This window comes from Maribacter litoralis (assembly GCF_003075045.1).
Classification (GTDB): domain Bacteria; phylum Bacteroidota; class Bacteroidia; order Flavobacteriales; family Flavobacteriaceae; genus Maribacter; species Maribacter litoralis.
This window is the reverse complement of the sequence record NZ_QCZD01000002.1, coordinates 153,461-170,281: the sequence shown is the minus strand read 5'-3', so window position 1 is coordinate 170,281 and position 16,821 is coordinate 153,461. Positions and strand designations below refer to the sequence as shown.

Sequence of the window (16,821 nt, the reverse complement as noted above, 5' to 3'; positions counted from 1 at the left end):
AAAAAAAACACCTATCTCAACTATTGAAGACCAAAAGAAGCATGTTGCTCTTGATGCTCTTCATAAGCTTGAGGCTCTGCATCTTCTAAACTATCGACTTCTTTACGAAAACGAAGTATCATCAATGTATCCAATTGTTGGTCTATACTATCTTTGAGTACTCTCCAGTTAGTGGAGTTCATTTTTTTATTATACTCCATTATTTTATTGAATCGCTCTAAATTATAACGATTCGCCTTCCAAGCATGGGAAGTACTTTCTTCATGCTTAACATCCTGAAGATAGAATCCTATTCCAAATCCGAGCACAACAACAATTAATAATATCTTTAAAACTTTTGGAGAGAGTTTCATAAGGTTAAGTTCTTTAGGGTACTAAAGTATATAATAACGATATCGAAATGGTTTCTTTTCCGATGAATTTGTAACGTTATTAGATTAAATGTACAAAATTACTGACACACAGTTAACCATTTCTTCACATTAACATATGGAAAGTTATATGATCGATCAAATTTCATGCAAATTTATTTTAGAAAAAATGACACAGGTCATAAAAATGAAAAATCCTAATATCGGTTGATATTAGGATTTTCGTTGTTCTCTTAGTTGGCCCACAAGGACTCGAACCTTGAATGACGGTACCAAAAACCGGAGTGTTACCATTACACCATGGGCCAATACCTATTAAGAGGCTGCAAATTTAAAACAAAGTTTGGTTTTACCAAATATTTTTTACAGTAAAAATTGAAAAAATCTTTATTGCTTCATGTTAAAGGTTTATAAAAATAGTTTATTCCTTTCTATATTAATTAGTAAATTCGCCACTTAGGTTTAACCCAAGCTTCATGTTTTCAAAGAACTACCAAAAGTGGAACACCATACTAGGATGGTCCGTATTTTTTATAGCCCTTATAACGTATTATATTACCGTTGAACCCACAAATAGTTTTTGGGATGCGGGGGAATATATAGCCACAGCTGCCAAGCTGCAGGTTGGTCACCCACCAGGGGCTCCTCTATTGCAAATGATCGGTGCTTTCTTTGCTATGTTCGCATTAGAACCCAATCAAGTAGCTATGATGGTAAATTTAGTGTCTGGTGTATCTAGCGCATTTACCATTTTATTCATGTTCTGGACGATTACTAACATTACCAGAAAATTGATAGACAAAGATGGTCCGTTCACCAATAGTAAAGCTATCGCGGTATTTGGCAGTGCTTTAGTTGGGTCACTTGCCTTTACATATTCAGACAGTTTTTGGTTCAATGCCGTGGAAACAGAGGTTTACGCCATGGCCAGTTTTATAATGGCACTTTTATTATGGCTAGGTCTTAAATGGACAGATAATTTAGACGACCCAAGAGGAAATAGATGGATCGTTTTAATTTCATTTGTGGTAGGACTTACCTTTGGTATTCAATTCATGGGCTTTTTGGCTATTCCTTCAATTGGTCTGTTATACTATTTTAAAACATACAAAAAAACTACGGTAAAGAACTTTTTATTAGCGAACATTATTGTAATCGCAATATTAATGTTGGTTTATAAATTCTCATTGACCTACGTATTAAAAGTATTTGGATGGGGAGAGGTCTTTTTCATAAATAGCATTGGACTTCCGTTTAATTCGGGGTCTATTATCATTGGCTTATTGTTTATTGCAGCCTTTTACTTTAGCCTAAACTATACTCGCAAAAACAACTACAAAACTGCAAACACCATTGTTTTATGCATGATGTTTTTGTTCTTAGGATTTTCATCATGGCTGATGTTACCAATTCGAGCAAATGCCAAAGTGGTTATCAACGAGAACAATCCGGAAGATGCACGTGCTCTTCTTGCTTACTATAACAGAGAACAATACCCAGGTGTAGACAGCCCCGTTTACGGAACATACTATTCGGATATGTTTGCCTCGCCTGGTGAAGATCAAGATGGCAAGCCTAAATATGAGAAGGACTATACGCTTGGCAAATACATCATAGTAAACAAATACAAAGACGCTATACAAGGTCCGAACCCTAAGCATCAAGGGTTGCTACCTAGAATGTGGAGCTCTCAAAATGCAGAGAATTACATGCGCTATTTTGGAGCTTTGGATTTCAGGATTACCCAGCCTAACCAAGAATTAAGACAGGCAGCAGAGCAAGTTAAAATAGGTTTTGCAAATGGCGAAATTGGCGCCGACCAATATATAAGTTTTTTAAAGCGTTTTGATGAGTACATCGAAGTACAGCCACCAACATTGTGGGACAACATTGAATACATGATTGAATTTCAGTTCAACTACATGTATTTACGTTACTTTATGTGGAATTTTGTTGGAAAACAGAATGATGTTCAAGGACGCTACAATGAGAATGGAAATTGGTTAAGCGGAATCAATTTCATAGACAGCTGGCGCTTAGGTAGTCAAGATAATCTACCTAGCGACATAAAGAACAATCCTGGTAGAAATACCTATTTCTTTTTACCGTTAATTCTAGGAATAATAGGCATTGTTTTTCAGGTCTCTAAAGACAAGAAGCAATTTTGGGTATTACTAATCTTCTTCTTGTTTACAGGATTGGCAATTCAATTTTACACCAACCCAGGCATTTTTCAACCTCGCGAACGTGATTATTCTCTAGTAGGTTCATTCTACGTATTCGCACTTTGGATAGGAATAGGTGTCTACGGACTATACGACGGATTTAAAGATTGGATCACCCCTAAAATACTAGCACCCGTAGTCGTAGTTGTAACATTACTTGCCGTTCCTACAGTAATGGCGGTACAGAATTGGGACGACCACGACAGATCAAATCGTTTTACAGCTAATTCATCTGCAAAGGCATATTTAGATTCTTGTCAAGAAGATGTTGGGGCAATATTATTCACTATTGGTGATAATGATACGTTCCCTATTTGGTATGCCCAAGAAATTGAACATTACAGAACAGATGTTCGTATTGTTTGTACCAGCCTTTTTGAGACAGATTGGTACGTTGACCAAATGAAATCGGCCGCTTACGAGAGTGCACCAATACCTTCACAAATTACACATGAAAAATATAGATGGGGATCTAGAGATGTATTGTACCACCAAGGTATTACAGAAAACAGATGGCCTATTAAAGATTTTATCAATTGGATCGACAGCGACAAACCAAGAACAAAGCTTAAGTATTTATTTGAACAAAATGGTTCAGACTTAAGCCAATATCCTGAAGACACCCAAAACATAGTTTACTACCCAACCAATAAAATAAGGGTTCCTGTAAACAAACAAAATGTATTGAGCAGTGGTTTGGTCAAAGAAAAAGATGCCGATTTAATTGTAGACTATATAGATATTGACTTACCAGGTGCCATTACCAAGAAAAGCATGATGATGCTTGACATATTGGCCAATAATGACTGGAAACGTCCATTGTACTTCTCTGGAGGTAGTTTTGACGATGCCGAATATCTTTGGATGAAAGATTACCTGCAATTAGATGGATTGGCTTACAAATTGGTGCCTATTAGAACAGAAAGACCTAATGCTTTTGAACTAGGCCGTATTGATACAGATTTGATGTACGATATTGTTACCAGTTGGGATTGGGGCAACTCTGGCGGAGATATCTACCACGATACACAAACACGCATACAAAGTGTATCGTTCAGAGGTAATTTGGCGCGCTTAACCGAAGCTCTTATTAAGGAAAATAAGATAGACAAGGCAAAGGATATTATTGAAATATCGTTGACCAATATGCCAGTGGACAAGTTTGGTTATTACACTTTAGTAGAACCATTTGTAGATGGATATTACAAGGTAGGCGAAAGCAATAAAGCTCGTGCGTTGTTCGAAAAATTAAAGAAGAAGTATCAAGAAAGGTTGGAATATTACGCTTCTACCAGTTTAGATGAACAATACAATAACATTGATGACATCATTGCTGATATGGAAGCTTACAGACGTAATATAGATATCGTAATTACTAATGACAGCGAAGATATTGCCGAAAAAGAAACATTGATATTCAATGAGTATATCGATAAGTTCCAGCATTTCTATAAAGATGAAGACGATATGGGCATGCCACAAGATGTACTGGGATCAGATCCGGATATGATGGATACAATGCCAGTTTCCGATACAATATTACCAGACAATACAAGAACCGATATATTAGAAGATACTATAGATATTTCGGCACAACAATAAGCTTTGGGCGAAAGCCCAAAGTTCTTTTCTTTTAAAATATTAAAGGGTAAAATTATACGTATTCCTTAAGAATACCAATAAGGGTGTTCGCGTCTTGTTCACCACTTTGGCGCCAAACCATTTCACCTTTCTTGTAGATCATAAGTGTAGGCAAACCTTTAACACGTAAGGCTTGGGAAAGTTCTTTATTCTTGTCCACATCAATTTTTATAACCTTACCTCTATCACCTAAAGCCGCAGCTACATCTCTAAGCACTGGGTGCATTGCAGTTGACTGTTCGTTCCACTCTGCATAAAAATCCAGAAGAACGGGTACCTTTAAATCTATTAGCTCACCAAATTTGGACATATAAAATACTTTTCTATGTTAGCCAAATGTAATAAAAATTGTTAAAATACTACTCTCGGCTGTCTATTTGTAAACCCGTAAAAGGGTTAAAATCATGTTAATGCCTTCTTTTGCAAAGTAATTACCGTAATCTCAGGCCAAATTCCGACCCTACCAGGGTATCCTAAAAAGCCAAAACCTCGATTCACATTTAAAAACTGACCCATTTCCTTATATATTCCTGCCCAATAAGGGTACCTCCATTTCACAGGGCTCCATTTGACCCAACCCGGTATTTCAATACCAAATTGCATGCCGTGGGTATGCCCACTTAAAGTTAAATGATAATGATAAGCATCTTTAATGACTTCCATTTCCCAATGAGAAGGATCGTGGCTCATTAATATTTTAAAATCGTTCTCTTGTATTTGTGCAGAAGCTTTTTTAAGATCCCCGGCTTTTTTGAATCCGCCTTTACCCCAATTCTCTACACCTACCAAAGCTATTTTATCATCACCTTTTTGCAGGTATCTATGTTCATTGAGCAAAAGATCAAAGCCCATATCTTTCTGCAATTTTTTAAGGTCTTCTAAATTTTGATGTTTTAACTCTTCGGTTTCCCATGGAATGTAATCACCGTAGTCATGATTTCCCAGTACAGAAAACTTACCGTCTTTTGCGTGAAGCGTACTAAAAAGATCTGCCCAAGGCTCCATTTCAGAAGTCATATTATTTACCATATCACCTGTAAAAAGCAAGACATCACTTTTTTGTTTATTGATCAGGTCTACCGCATATTCTATCTTTTTTCGATCATCAAAGCTCCCACTATGAATGTCTGATATTTGGGTGATTTGATACCCATGAAAACTATCTGGTAGATCGTCAAATTCCAAGTTATACCGTAGCACTTTAAAATTATATTTTCCTTTGTACATTCCGTACAACAAAGCCCCAAAAGGTATCGCGGCAATACCTAATGCCAACAAACTTAAAAATCGCCTGCGTGCCGGTAACCCAAACTGTTTTTCTTCACCATAAAGCTTTTGATACAATCCGGAAATAAGGCGATAAATATCCTCCGAAAACAAGAAAATTATAGTGATCAAATTAAAGGTGAGCATGGTCAATAAAAAACCAAAGGCATAACTTTTAGGTATACTTAAAACACGACCCGTTTCTTCACCTACCGTGAATTGATAAATAAAATTAACCATAACAGCCAGCGAAACCGCAATGTAAATCCAAGACCACCAAGGTTGTTTTGAAATAGTCCTTAATGCCTGTAACACATAAAAACTTAAGGCCATATATGCCAAAACGAAAATAAGCCAACGAATCATGTTATGTTTTTTTACAAAGATATCTGTATAACAGCGGTATATGCGCTCATTTACATTTTATTTAACCTTGGAAACCACTGCCTCAATATTTTCTAATTGGGTAATCGCTATATGGTCATCGCTCAAAAAACCTTTTGAATTCATGGATATTAATGGTTTAGACGGCAATACTTGCATCATTGCAGTACCTGATAGGTGTACTGCGCCAAAACCTTGTTCTTTAAACAAATCAACATTACCGGCATTAACTCCAGAACCTGGCATTATTTGTATCGTAGTGCTTTTTGTTTTTAGACGAGTTAAAAAATCTAAACCCTTAGGCGCTGAACTTTGTTGTCCAGATGATAAAATAGTATTCACCTTTAAATTTTCTAATTCGACCAATGCTTCAAAAGGATTCACGAGCCAGTCAAACGCCCTATGAAAAGTAAAACTCATATTGCCCGCTGCCAACTTTAGTTTTTTAGTACGATCAACATCCAACGAAAAATCCTTTGAAAGAACTCCCGCTACAATACCGGCAAAACCAAATTCGGCACAAATCTTAATATCCGAAAGCATTATATCCATTTCTGCATCGGTATATGAAAAATCACCACTACGAGGTCTTATAAGTACATGAACAGGTATAGAAATTTGATCCTTAACCGCTTTTAGTAACCCGTAAGAAGGTGTCAACCCTCCAACAGCCAACTCCGAACACAGCTCAATACGGTCTGCCCCAGCACGTTCGGCAACCAAGGCAGATTCTAAGGAATTTGCGCAAACTTCTACTATCATATTACTATATTTAAGGTCAATAAAAGTAAAGAACCCAACCCATGAAAAGAAGAAAGTTCCTAAGAAATTCGGGCACTGTAGCCGCAGGCGTAATATCTACTCCCCTATTCGCCTCATTTAATGAACCTAAAGAAGAAATAGGAACCGAAAAAGAGGCTGTTTTACCAATAGCAATCTGTACATGGAATTTTGGTAATGCCACTGCTAAAGCTTGGCAAGTTTTAGAAAAAGGCGGTAGTGCACTAGATGCCGTTCACCAAGGTGTAATGGTAGAAGAAAACGACTTAAATAACAGTACTGTCGGTAATGGCGGCAGACCCGATAGAGACGGAAATGTTTCGTTAGATGCCTGTATTATGGACAAAGATGGTAATTGTGGCGCCGTACTGGCAATGCAAAATATTGCCAACCCTATTTCTGTCGCCAGAAAAGTAATGGAAGAAACTCCGCATGTAATGCTTGCAGGTAAAGGTGCCGAGCAGTTTGCTTACGAACAAGGATTTAAAAAAACAGATCTTTTAACCGAAGAATCCAAAAAAGCATGGGAAGAATGGAAAAAAACCTCACAATACAAACCAATTATCAATATAGAAAATCATGACACCATAGGTATGTTGGCCATTGATGCCGACGGCGATATTGCCGGGGCATGTACCACCAGTGGCATGGCCTATAAAATGGCAGGAAGGGTTGGTGACTCCCCTATTATTGGCGCCGGACTTTTCGTAGATAATGAGGTAGGCGGAGCCACTGCTACAGGTGTTGGTGAAGAAGTTGTTAGAACGGTTGGTAGTTTTTTAATTGTTGAATTAATGCGACAAGGTAAATCGCCACAAGAAGCATGCGAAGAAGGCGTAAAAAGAATAATCGCAAAAAATAAGGACAAGCAAGATTTTCAAATAGGCTTTATTGCCATTAATAAAAAAGGTGAGACAGGGGCTTATTGCATTCACCCTGGGTTTACTTATAGAACATACACTAAAGAAGGTCATGTAAACAATCCTTCAGACAGTTATTTAAACAAATAAATTACTTCAGGACAGAAACATATTGGTTAAGCAATCGGGAAATCTACCCTAATGTTTCACGATCAATTTGTACTTTTAACCTTTTACAATCAATATTGAATAATGGCAGATCAAAAAAGACTCTTTTTGCTAGATGCATATGCACTAATATTTCGTGGATATTACGCACTTATAAAAAACCCAAGAATTAACTCCCAGGGCATGGATACCTCGGCTATAATGGGATTTATGAATTCTTTATTCGACGTTATTCGACGTGAAAAACCTGATCATTTAGCGGTTTGTTTCGATAAAGGAGGAAGTGTGGAAAGAACAGAAATGTTCGCAGATTACAAGGCCAACAGAGATGAAACACCAGATGCCATAAAGATTGCGGTACCCTATATACAAGACATACTTAAAGCTATGCACATACCTTGTGTAGTGTTAGAGGGATGGGAAGCAGATGATATTATTGGTACTTTATCAAAACAAGCAGAAAAGGAAGACTACAAAGTGTTTATGGTTACACCAGATAAGGACTTTGGTCAGTTGGTATCTGAAAACATTTTTATGTACCGCCCAGCGAGAATGGGTAACGGAATTGAAATTTGGGGTATACCAGAAATACAGAAACGTTTCGGAGTAGAAAGACCTGAACAGGTAATAGACTATTTGGGCATGATGGGCGATGCCAGTGATAACATACCTGGCTTACCAGGTGTAGGAGATAAAACCGCAAAAAAATTCATTGCACAATTTGGCTCCATGGAAAATCTACTGGCCAATACGGATCAGCTGAAAGGAAAAATGAAGGAAAAAGTAGAAGCCAACAAAGAATTGGGTCTACTTTCTAAAAAATTAGCAACCATTTGTATTGATTGCGATGTTACTTTCAACGCGGAAGACTATGAACTTTCTGTGCCTGATTTTGAAAAAGTACAAGAGATTTTTGAACAATTGGAATTTAGAAGACTAAAAGATCAATTTATTAAAATATTCTCGGAAGAAACAGATGAAACGGTTACACAAGTAACAAGCACGGTAACGGCAAAAAAAGAAAAACAAGATGCGGGATCTGGGCAGTTCTCGCTATTTGGAAGTGCTGCCGACTCAGGCGCCACGGTAAAAGATTTTTCAAGCAGACAAACCATTGCAGATGTATCGCATGCATACCAAAGTGTTGCACCCGGTATGGCAATGACATTGTTTCTTAAGAACTTAATGAAACAAACCTCCGTTTGTTTTGATACCGAAACAACCGGTCTGGCTCCATTGACAGCTGAATTGGTAGGGATAGCATTTTCATGGGAAGCAACAAAAGGCTATTATGTTCCTTTTTCAGATAACAAAGATGAAGCACAAGCGCTTTTAGAAGAATTACGCCCTTTCTTTGAGTCTGAGGAAATTGAAAAAATAGGTCAGAATCTTAAGTATGACATTAAGGTACTGAATAAGTATAATATTGATGTAAAAGGTCCTTTGTTCGATACCATGTTGGCTCACTATCTAATTAATCCAGATATGCGCCACAATATGGATGTTTTGGCAGAGACGTATTTAAATTACACTCCCGTTTCAATCACTGAACTTATCGGCAAAAAAGGGAAAAATCAATTGAGCATGCGCGATGTTCCCTTAGATAAACAAACGGAATATGCGGTAGAAGATGCAGATATCACCTTTCAGTTAGCACAACATTTTAGACCCGAATTAAAAGAAGCCAATACAGAAAAGTTATTTCAAGATATTGAAATACCGTTATTACGAGTTTTGGCAGATATGGAATTGGAAGGCATTAATTTAGACAAAGAATTCTTGAATTCACTTTCAGAAGATTTGAACAATGACATTAGCAATCTAGAAAAGAAAATTTACGAGGTTGCCGGTGAAGAATTCAATATTGGTTCACCAAAACAGTTAGGTGAAATTTTATTTGACAAACTAAAACTAGTCGATAAGCCTAAAAAAACCAAAACCGGTCAATACTCAACTGCTGAAGATGTTTTATCATATTTAGCAAAAGACCATGAAATTGTTCAAAATGTATTGGATTATAGAGGTCTTGCCAAATTAAAAAGTACCTATGTAGACGCATTACCAGAACAAGTAGAACCGTCTACAGGAAGGGTGCATACAGATTATATGCAAACCGTTGCCGCAACAGGTCGTTTAAGCAGTAACAACCCTAATTTACAGAACATACCGATTAGAACAGAGCGCGGTAGACAAGTTAGAAAAGCATTTGTTCCAAGAGATGAGAACTACACTTTGTTGGCAGCGGATTATTCTCAAATAGAGCTACGTATTATTGCAGCATTAAGTGAAGAAACCACCATGATAGAAGCTTTTAAAAATGGAGAGGATATTCATGCATCTACGGCATCAAAAGTATTTGATGTGCCTTTGGAAGAAGTGACCAGAGAACAACGTAGTAATGCGAAGACCGTAAACTTTGGTATCATCTATGGTGTTTCTGCATTCGGATTAAGTAACCAAACGGACCTATCAAGAAAAGAGGCAAAAGAACTGATAGACACCTACTACAAGACCTACCCAAAGTTGAGAAACTACATGAGCGAGCAAGTAGATTTTGCACGTGACAATGGTTATGTTTCAACTGTTTTAGGAAGAAGACGTTATTTAAAAGATATCAATGGTAGTAACGCCATAGTACGTGGCGCTGCAGAGCGAAATGCAGTAAACGCACCTATTCAAGGTAGTGCTGCGGATATCATAAAAATCGCCATGATCAACATTCATAACAAATTAGAAGAAGGCAATTACAAGTCTAAAATGTTACTGCAAGTACATGATGAATTGGTATTTGACATTTACAAACCAGAATTGGAAGAATTACAAACACTCATTAAATCTGAAATGGAAAATGCCTACAAAATAGCAGTTCCTTTGGATGTTGAAGTTGGCTTAGGTGATAACTGGTTGGTAGCCCATTAATGCTAGGAATAGTTAAAGTTTCTTTAAAGGGAGACGAAAATGTATTTTTGTAACGTTAGCATATAGCGTACCACTACAATGAGGTACGCTATTTTTCATGAAAAGACTTATAATCATTTTAGCTTTTACGGTCTTTAGCGGTGCTTCATTGGCTGCGCAAGAGGTTAAAGTCTTTCCAAATCCGGCAACCAACGTTATAAACGTGCTCGGTCTAAAAAATGATAAGAATGCTGTTATTACCGTTAGAGATAGTTATGGAAACCAAGTCATTCTCCACAAATGGGAGATTAAAAGAAACGCTTTGAACATTCCTGTTTTCAATCTTGAAAAAGGTCTGTATATGATTACCATACAATCTGAACATCAGAATATAAAAACAAAGTTTTACAAACAATAAAAAACCCCTGCCATGAGACAAGGGTTTTTAAATTCTATATACTTTTTAAAACTTAGCGTTTTACAAAAATTAATTGTCCGTCTTCTGAAAAATTAGGAATATCCAAGTCACTTGCATCAACAGTCATCATGTTACCGTCAATAGAAACACCTATCGTTAATTCCTCTCCGTTTTCATCTATAGTCGTTACGGTTTCACCATCAAAAGTATAAGTACTTTCATTGATATCAGACTCCGTAGGACAAGGAATATCTAACCCAGAACTGGTAGCGTTTACCTCAACATAATTTGCAGAGTTAGAAGCACTGGCAGTTAAATCTTCATTAAATTGCAACGTAATAATGTAACAGTCCTTTGCTGTTAGAAAATCTAATATCTGTTTTCCAAATTTAACGTCATCACTTGCAGTTTCATTATCAATTTCAAGCTCTGTAGCAACCCAGGTGCCAATAATAGCAGTGCTGGTAACTTCTAACTCTGTTTGTGTTTCATCTTTATCGGAACTACAGGACATAAGTGTCAATACCACCCCCGTAATTAGTAAAATATATTTATACATCTATTTAGTTTTTTTTGGTTGTACACCCCTAAAAACGAAAAAAACGCTTTATTATTTCAAAATATACCAAATGCTTAATTCTAAGAACCAAATATTTACAGAATAAACCTGTATGTTGCCTTTAGCAAAAAAGTATTGTCTTTTTTCTGTCCCAATATTTGTCTGTCTAAATTTCTACCCAATGTTTCACTGGGATCACCGGCACCAACCACACCTTGAGACCACACCAAAAATATTTCCGAACCTGGTATATACTCCCATCTTAATACAAGATTAGACCTAAATTGAACATATGAAAAGTTAGGATCCGCAATTTGATAATCTAAAACACCATTTAAATCTTCGTCTATCAAATAATTATCCGTATCTGTCGATTTTGAAATCTGATTCTCTGAAAATAACCTTATCCGTTCACTTAGTTTTTCGGCTATTGGATTGTTCACATAATTAAAATCGGTGTATTTACCTCTAGAAATAAAAGGCTCCCCATAATATTGAATGGATAAATTGGGGTTTATACTATAATTAAAGCGGATGGAAGTACTAAATGTTTTTTGATCAATATTACCCGTAATATATCTGGCATTTCCATTAAAATTGGTTTCCGTAACATATTGCGTTTTATTCGGATTCTCTTCATACTCAGAAGAAATAGACAAATTAAAAGCATCAAATGGTTGGTAATATAGTCTAAAGACATATCGCGCCAATGAAAAGTTTTTTTCCGCTGCCTGGCTATTTACATAACCTAGAGTAAAACTAAGTTTCTTTCTACTGTCAGAACCAAAGAATAGATACCAAAAATTTTCTTCAGACCAGCGCCATCTTGGTCCGCCTCGCAATACGGTATTCGAAAAAATTCGGGGTTTGTGGGCAGCTCCAACTTCTGTCCACCAGTTGTTCTTATAATTTATAAAGCCTTCAAACTGATACTGTATTCTATTATAATTACCCTCGAAATCATAGGTAGTATACTGATTTAGTTCCATATTGGCTCTGCGGTAAAAGTTAGTAGGTTTTAAAAACAATCTGCTAATTGAAGCGGTTTGCTTTATTTCATCTGCCTGACGCAAAAAACCAATATCATTAAGTTCCAATTCTGGAGAGCGCCATATTAGTCCGCCATCATATCTCCAATTTCCACCACCTGCTTTACCTAGTTCAATTTTACCTCCGGTACCCGTTAACGATGTTCTACTCTCATCTACCGAAACATGACCTGCATCTACCCTTTGAAAAAGATGGGTTATACTTCTTTGGGTTCTGGCAATGGCATCTGCACTACCCTTAACATGGCTACCAACGATATTACCTTCAACATAGTAATCTCTGTTCTTCCAATTGTGCTTAAAATCAAAACCGCCCGTGTATGCATCACTTCTTAAGAAATCTAGATTATCAGTTATATTTCTATTCGTTGCCGTAAAAATGCCACCAATAAAAGAATTGCGCTCATTGAAATCTTTTTGCACCCTGCCCACTATATAATTCGTTAAGGGCTCCACAAGTTCTGAACGCTTGTTACCTGCGACATCTTCGATATCCGCATACATTTTACCGGTAACACTTTCTAACAGCCCTAAAGACCATCCATTTTTTGTTTTACCCGAGAACTTTGCGGCTCCCAAAATCGTTGAATTTGTAGGCTCATCTATAAACTCTTCTGGTGTGGTGGTCGCAAAGCCTTGCGGACTTCTACCAATTCTTCTACTATAAAATATATTGTCATTACCATCGGCAAACTCATAGTCGAAAATATTTTTGTTTTCAATAAAGAAAGGCCTACGCTCCTCAAAGAAAATTTGAAATCCGTCTAAAGCAATGGCACCTGGATCGGCATCTACCTGTCCAAAATCAGGATTCACCGTTAAATCTAGAGTTAGATCATTTGTTAAACCAATTTTAGCATCTAGCCCGGCATTTAGAATATAATCGTTTCCATCGCGAAAAGGATTGCCCGCTTGCGAAGGATAGGCATCGTATTGATTCACTAAAAAAGGCTGAATCTCAAGTTGCTTTTGAGGTTGAATATTCATTAGACCCCTAAGCACTCCGAATTCGCTCACCCAGCCTGGAGCATCAAGTGAAACTGGTTGCCACAACGAGCGTTCTTCTGCCCTAAAAAATCTTCTGTTCAATTGTAAACCCCAAATTTGTTCTTCTTGCTCTCCAAATTTTAATTGACTGAAGGGTATTTTCATTTCTGCTGTCCATCCTTTATCATCGATTTGGGTGGCAGTATACCATATAGGATTCCAACTGGCATCCCAAAAATCACCATTTTGAGAAATGAACTCATCTCCCTTTACTCCCGCAGCGGAAACATTGAAAGAAAACCCGGTTCTTTTATCATTGTAACTATCTATATTTATTTCTATCCAATCTCCAGAGAAATTATCGCGCCTGGCAAGTCTCTTTTCTATTTTAGCAGGTATACTGTCGTAACAACGAATACCTACATAAAGAAACTTTTGGTCGTATAAAATTTTAAATTTTGTAGATTGACTAGGCGTTTCACCATTATTAGGGTCAAAAACGGTAAAGTCGGTATCCCAAGAGATATTATCCCAAGCCTGATCAGACAATTCTCCGTCAATTGTAATTTCTTCACCAGCCCGAAGTTGTTTGGTAACATATTCCCTTTGTACCTTTACCGAATCTATTTGAGCAAGAATTGTAGTTGTAAATAATAAAAATATGATACTGTGCAATAAACATTTGATCATTACTGTGCGTTCTTTGATTGAATGATTATGATATTGAAGAGACACAGAAAATTACCGATTGTTACAGAAATAGCAATAAAATCAATTAGTTTAACAGTATCTCGATAAAAGTAAAGTAGTTAGATATTGCATTTAATTAAAAAATGTAAAAAAATAAGAAACAAGTATTTGCAATTCAAGTTAATAATTGTAGATTTGCAGCCCCTTTCACGGGATTGATTAAAATAATAGTTAAAAATAGCAGTAGTGGATACATTAAGTTATAAGACCGTTTCGGCCAACAGAACAACTGTAAACAAAGAGTGGTTATTGGTAGATGCCGAAGGAGAAACATTAGGACGCATGGCTTCAAAAGTCGCCTATTTGTTAAGAGGAAAGCATAAGCCTAGTTTCACCCCTCATGTTGATTGTGGTGATAATGTTGTTATTATCAACGCAGAGAAAATTGTTCTTACAGGAAACAAGTGGTCTGATAAATCATATATGAGATACACTGGCTACCCAGGTGGACAACGTACTACTAGCGTACAACAATTATTGGATAAAAATCCAGAAGGCATTCTTGAAAAAGCAATAAAAGGTATGTTACCTAAAAACAGATTAGGTGCAGAGCTTTTTAGAAACCTAAAAGTTTACGCAGGTACAGAGCATGGTCAAGAAGCTCAAAAGCCTACTGTTGTTAATTTAAAAGATATTAAATAAGATGGAAGTAATTCATAAAATTGGTCGTAGAAAGACCGCTGTAGCGAGAGTATATCTTTCTGATGGAAATGGAGACATTACCATTAACAATAAAGATTTAAGTGTATACTTCCCAACTGCAACACTTCAATACAAAGTAAAACAACCTTTTAGTTTAACTGAAAGTTTAGATACTTATGACGTAAAAGTAAATGTTTACGGTGGTGGTATTACTGGTCAAGCAGAAGCTATTCGTCTTGCTTTATCTAGAGCAATGTGCGAGATTGATGCCGAGAACAGAACAATCTTAAAACCAGAAGGTCTATTAACTAGAGATCCAAGAATGGTTGAACGTAAGAAATTCGGTCAGAAGAAAGCACGTAAAAAATTCCAATTCTCGAAACGTTAATTCGAAATTGCAAGAGTACAGGGCACCCTTTTTGGGTGCCTATTTTTATATTTTATCACACTGGATAATCCAGATTATTAACAAGTTCATTGAAAGTCCGAAAGGACAATTAAAAATCCTTTAATCCCTAAAAATTGAAGGTAAGATTAGTTTAGCATCTAAATGGTGAAGGCTTCTTGATATTATATCGAGATACCACTTTATCATTGCTAATTCAAAAGAACGTAAACTAAATTTAAAATGGCGAGAGTCGAAGTAAAACAATTATTAGAAGCAGGTGTACATTTTGGTCACCTAACAAGAAAATGGAATCCGAACATGGCTCCTTACATCTACATGGAGCGTAATGGGATTCACGTAATCAACCTTTACAAAACAGTTGCAAAATTAGATGAGACCAATGAGGCTCTTAAAAAAATTGCAGCATCAGGTAGAAAAATACTTTTTGTAGCTACCAAAAAACAAGCAAAAGATATCGTTGCAGAAAAAGCAGCAAACGTAAACATGCCTTACATCACAGAAAGATGGCCAGGTGGTATGTTAACAAACTTCGTTACTATTCGTAAAGCTGTTAAGAAAATGGCTTCTATCGATCGTATGAAGAAAGACGGTACTTTCCTTACACTTTCTAAAAAAGAAAGATTACAAGTAGACCGTTTACGTGCAAAATTAGAAAAGAACTTAGGTTCTATTTCTGAAATGACACGTTTACCAGGTGCTTTATTCATCGTTGATACTATGAGAGAGCACATTGCAGTAAAAGAAGCTCAAAAATTGAACATTCCTATTTTCGCAATGGTTGATACCAACTGTGACCCTAGAGATGTAGATTACCTTATACCTTCTAACGATGATGCTTCTAAGTCAATTGACATCATTATGACAGAAGTTACCAACGCAGTTGCCGAAGGTCTTGCAGAACGTAAGGCAGAAAAAGGTGATTCTGAAGGTAAGTCAGATAAGAAGGATAAAGCTCCAAAGAAAAAGGTTACTGCTGAAAAGCCAACACCTACTCCAGCAAAAGTTGACACAAAACCAGCACCAGTTGTTGATAAAGTACCTAACGTTGAAGTAAATGTTGAAGCTACCAAAGAAGCTGTTGCTGCAGATGCAAAAGTTGAGGCTGACGATTTAACCAAAGTTGAAGGTATTGGACCAAAAGCTGCAGAAGCATTAGTTGCTGCCGGTATTGCTACTTACGCCGATCTTTCTGAAGGTGATGCTGAAAAAATCAAAGAGATTTTGACTGAAGCTAGTTCAAGAATGGCTCATTTAGATCCAACTTCATGGCCAAAGCAAGCTAAAATGGCTGCAGAAGGCAAGTGGGACGAGCTTAAAGAATGGCAAGACAACGTTAAAGGTGGTGTAGAATAAGTTACTACATTTGTTATAAAAATAAATCTAACGACCCCTTAAAACGGGTATACAAAAAGTA

The 16,821-nt window shown here is 36.7% G+C and carries 13 protein-coding genes and 1 tRNA gene; 7 read left to right on the top strand and 7 right to left on the bottom strand.

Annotated elements, in window-relative coordinates:
- Nucleotides 1-20: 20 nt before the first annotated feature.
- Together DCS95_RS08055 and DCS95_RS08050 are read right to left on the bottom strand one after the other, a co-directional pair.
- Nucleotides 21-308, bottom strand: a complete 288-nt coding sequence (locus DCS95_RS08055; protein ID WP_244178419.1) for a hypothetical protein — start codon at nucleotides 306-308, stop codon at nucleotides 21-23.
- Between the two features lie 300 nt (nucleotides 309-608).
- Nucleotides 609-679: transfer RNA gene (locus DCS95_RS08050), tRNA-Gln, on the bottom strand.
- Between the two features lie 168 nt (nucleotides 680-847).
- On the opposite strand from DCS95_RS08050, the gene DCS95_RS08045 reads away from it, so the two are divergent.
- Complete coding sequence (locus DCS95_RS08045) at nucleotides 848-4,198, top strand: glycosyltransferase family 117 protein (protein WP_116770298.1); 3,351 nt, start codon at nucleotides 848-850, stop codon at nucleotides 4,196-4,198.
- Between the two features lie 52 nt (nucleotides 4,199-4,250).
- Here DCS95_RS08045 and DCS95_RS08040 read toward each other — a convergent pair whose 3' ends face one another.
- From DCS95_RS08040 to DCS95_RS08030, 3 genes are all read right to left on the bottom strand, one after another.
- Entirely contained in the window at nucleotides 4,251-4,547 is a 297-nt protein-coding gene (locus DCS95_RS08040; protein ID WP_058103959.1) for a thioredoxin family protein, read from the bottom strand.
- A 92-nt stretch (nucleotides 4,548-4,639) separates the two neighbouring features.
- The gene (locus DCS95_RS08035; protein ID WP_116770297.1) at nucleotides 4,640-5,869 is read right to left on the bottom strand and encodes a metallophosphoesterase; all 1,230 of its coding nucleotides are present in this window, start codon (nucleotides 5,867-5,869) and stop codon (nucleotides 4,640-4,642) included.
- Between the two features lie 57 nt (nucleotides 5,870-5,926).
- On the bottom strand, nucleotides 5,927-6,649 hold the full coding sequence (locus DCS95_RS08030; RefSeq protein ID WP_116770296.1) for a copper homeostasis protein CutC: 723 nt from the start codon (nucleotides 6,647-6,649) through the stop codon (nucleotides 5,927-5,929).
- Between the two features lie 41 nt (nucleotides 6,650-6,690).
- Here DCS95_RS08030 and DCS95_RS08025 point away from each other — a divergent pair, with 41 nt between their 5' ends.
- The 3 genes from DCS95_RS08025 (at nucleotide 6,691) to DCS95_RS08015 (ending at nucleotide 11,011) form a co-directional block, all read left to right on the top strand.
- The gene (locus DCS95_RS08025) at nucleotides 6,691-7,677 is read left to right on the top strand and encodes an isoaspartyl peptidase/L-asparaginase family protein (protein ID WP_116770295.1); all 987 of its coding nucleotides are present in this window, start codon (nucleotides 6,691-6,693) and stop codon (nucleotides 7,675-7,677) included.
- Nucleotides 7,678-7,779: 102 nt separating this feature from the next.
- A complete protein-coding gene (gene polA / locus DCS95_RS08020) occupies nucleotides 7,780-10,614 on the top strand; it encodes a DNA polymerase I (protein ID WP_116770294.1) in 2,835 nt (944 codons plus the stop codon).
- Between the two features lie 97 nt (nucleotides 10,615-10,711).
- Complete coding sequence (locus DCS95_RS08015; RefSeq protein ID WP_116770293.1) at nucleotides 10,712-11,011, top strand: T9SS type A sorting domain-containing protein; 300 nt, start codon at nucleotides 10,712-10,714, stop codon at nucleotides 11,009-11,011.
- A gap of 52 nt (nucleotides 11,012-11,063) precedes the next feature.
- Here DCS95_RS08015 and DCS95_RS08010 read toward each other — a convergent pair whose 3' ends face one another.
- Complete coding sequence (locus tag DCS95_RS08010; RefSeq protein ID WP_116770292.1) at nucleotides 11,064-11,570, bottom strand: hypothetical protein; 507 nt, start codon at nucleotides 11,568-11,570, stop codon at nucleotides 11,064-11,066.
- 95 nt (nucleotides 11,571-11,665) lie between these two features.
- The gene (locus DCS95_RS08005; protein ID WP_116770291.1) at nucleotides 11,666-14,296 is read right to left on the bottom strand and encodes a DUF5916 domain-containing protein; all 2,631 of its coding nucleotides are present in this window, start codon (nucleotides 14,294-14,296) and stop codon (nucleotides 11,666-11,668) included.
- Between the two features lie 246 nt (nucleotides 14,297-14,542).
- Between DCS95_RS08005 and rplM the strand changes: the two genes are divergently transcribed.
- The 3 genes from rplM (at nucleotide 14,543) to rpsB (ending at nucleotide 16,760) form a co-directional block, all read left to right on the top strand.
- Entirely contained in the window at nucleotides 14,543-14,998 is a 456-nt protein-coding gene (gene rplM / locus DCS95_RS08000; RefSeq protein ID WP_116770290.1) for a 50S ribosomal protein L13, read from the top strand.
- A 1-nt stretch (nucleotide 14,999) separates the two neighbouring features.
- Nucleotides 15,000-15,386 (top strand): 30S ribosomal protein S9, encoded by a 387-nt coding sequence (gene rpsI, locus DCS95_RS07995; protein ID WP_116770289.1) that lies wholly within the window; start codon nucleotides 15,000-15,002, stop codon nucleotides 15,384-15,386.
- Nucleotides 15,387-15,626: 240 nt separating this feature from the next.
- Nucleotides 15,627-16,760: a 30S ribosomal protein S2 gene (gene rpsB, locus DCS95_RS07990; protein ID WP_116770288.1), complete on the top strand. Its 1,134-nt coding sequence runs from the start codon at nucleotides 15,627-15,629 to the stop codon at nucleotides 16,758-16,760.
- The last annotated feature ends 61 nt before the right edge of the window (nucleotides 16,761-16,821 follow it).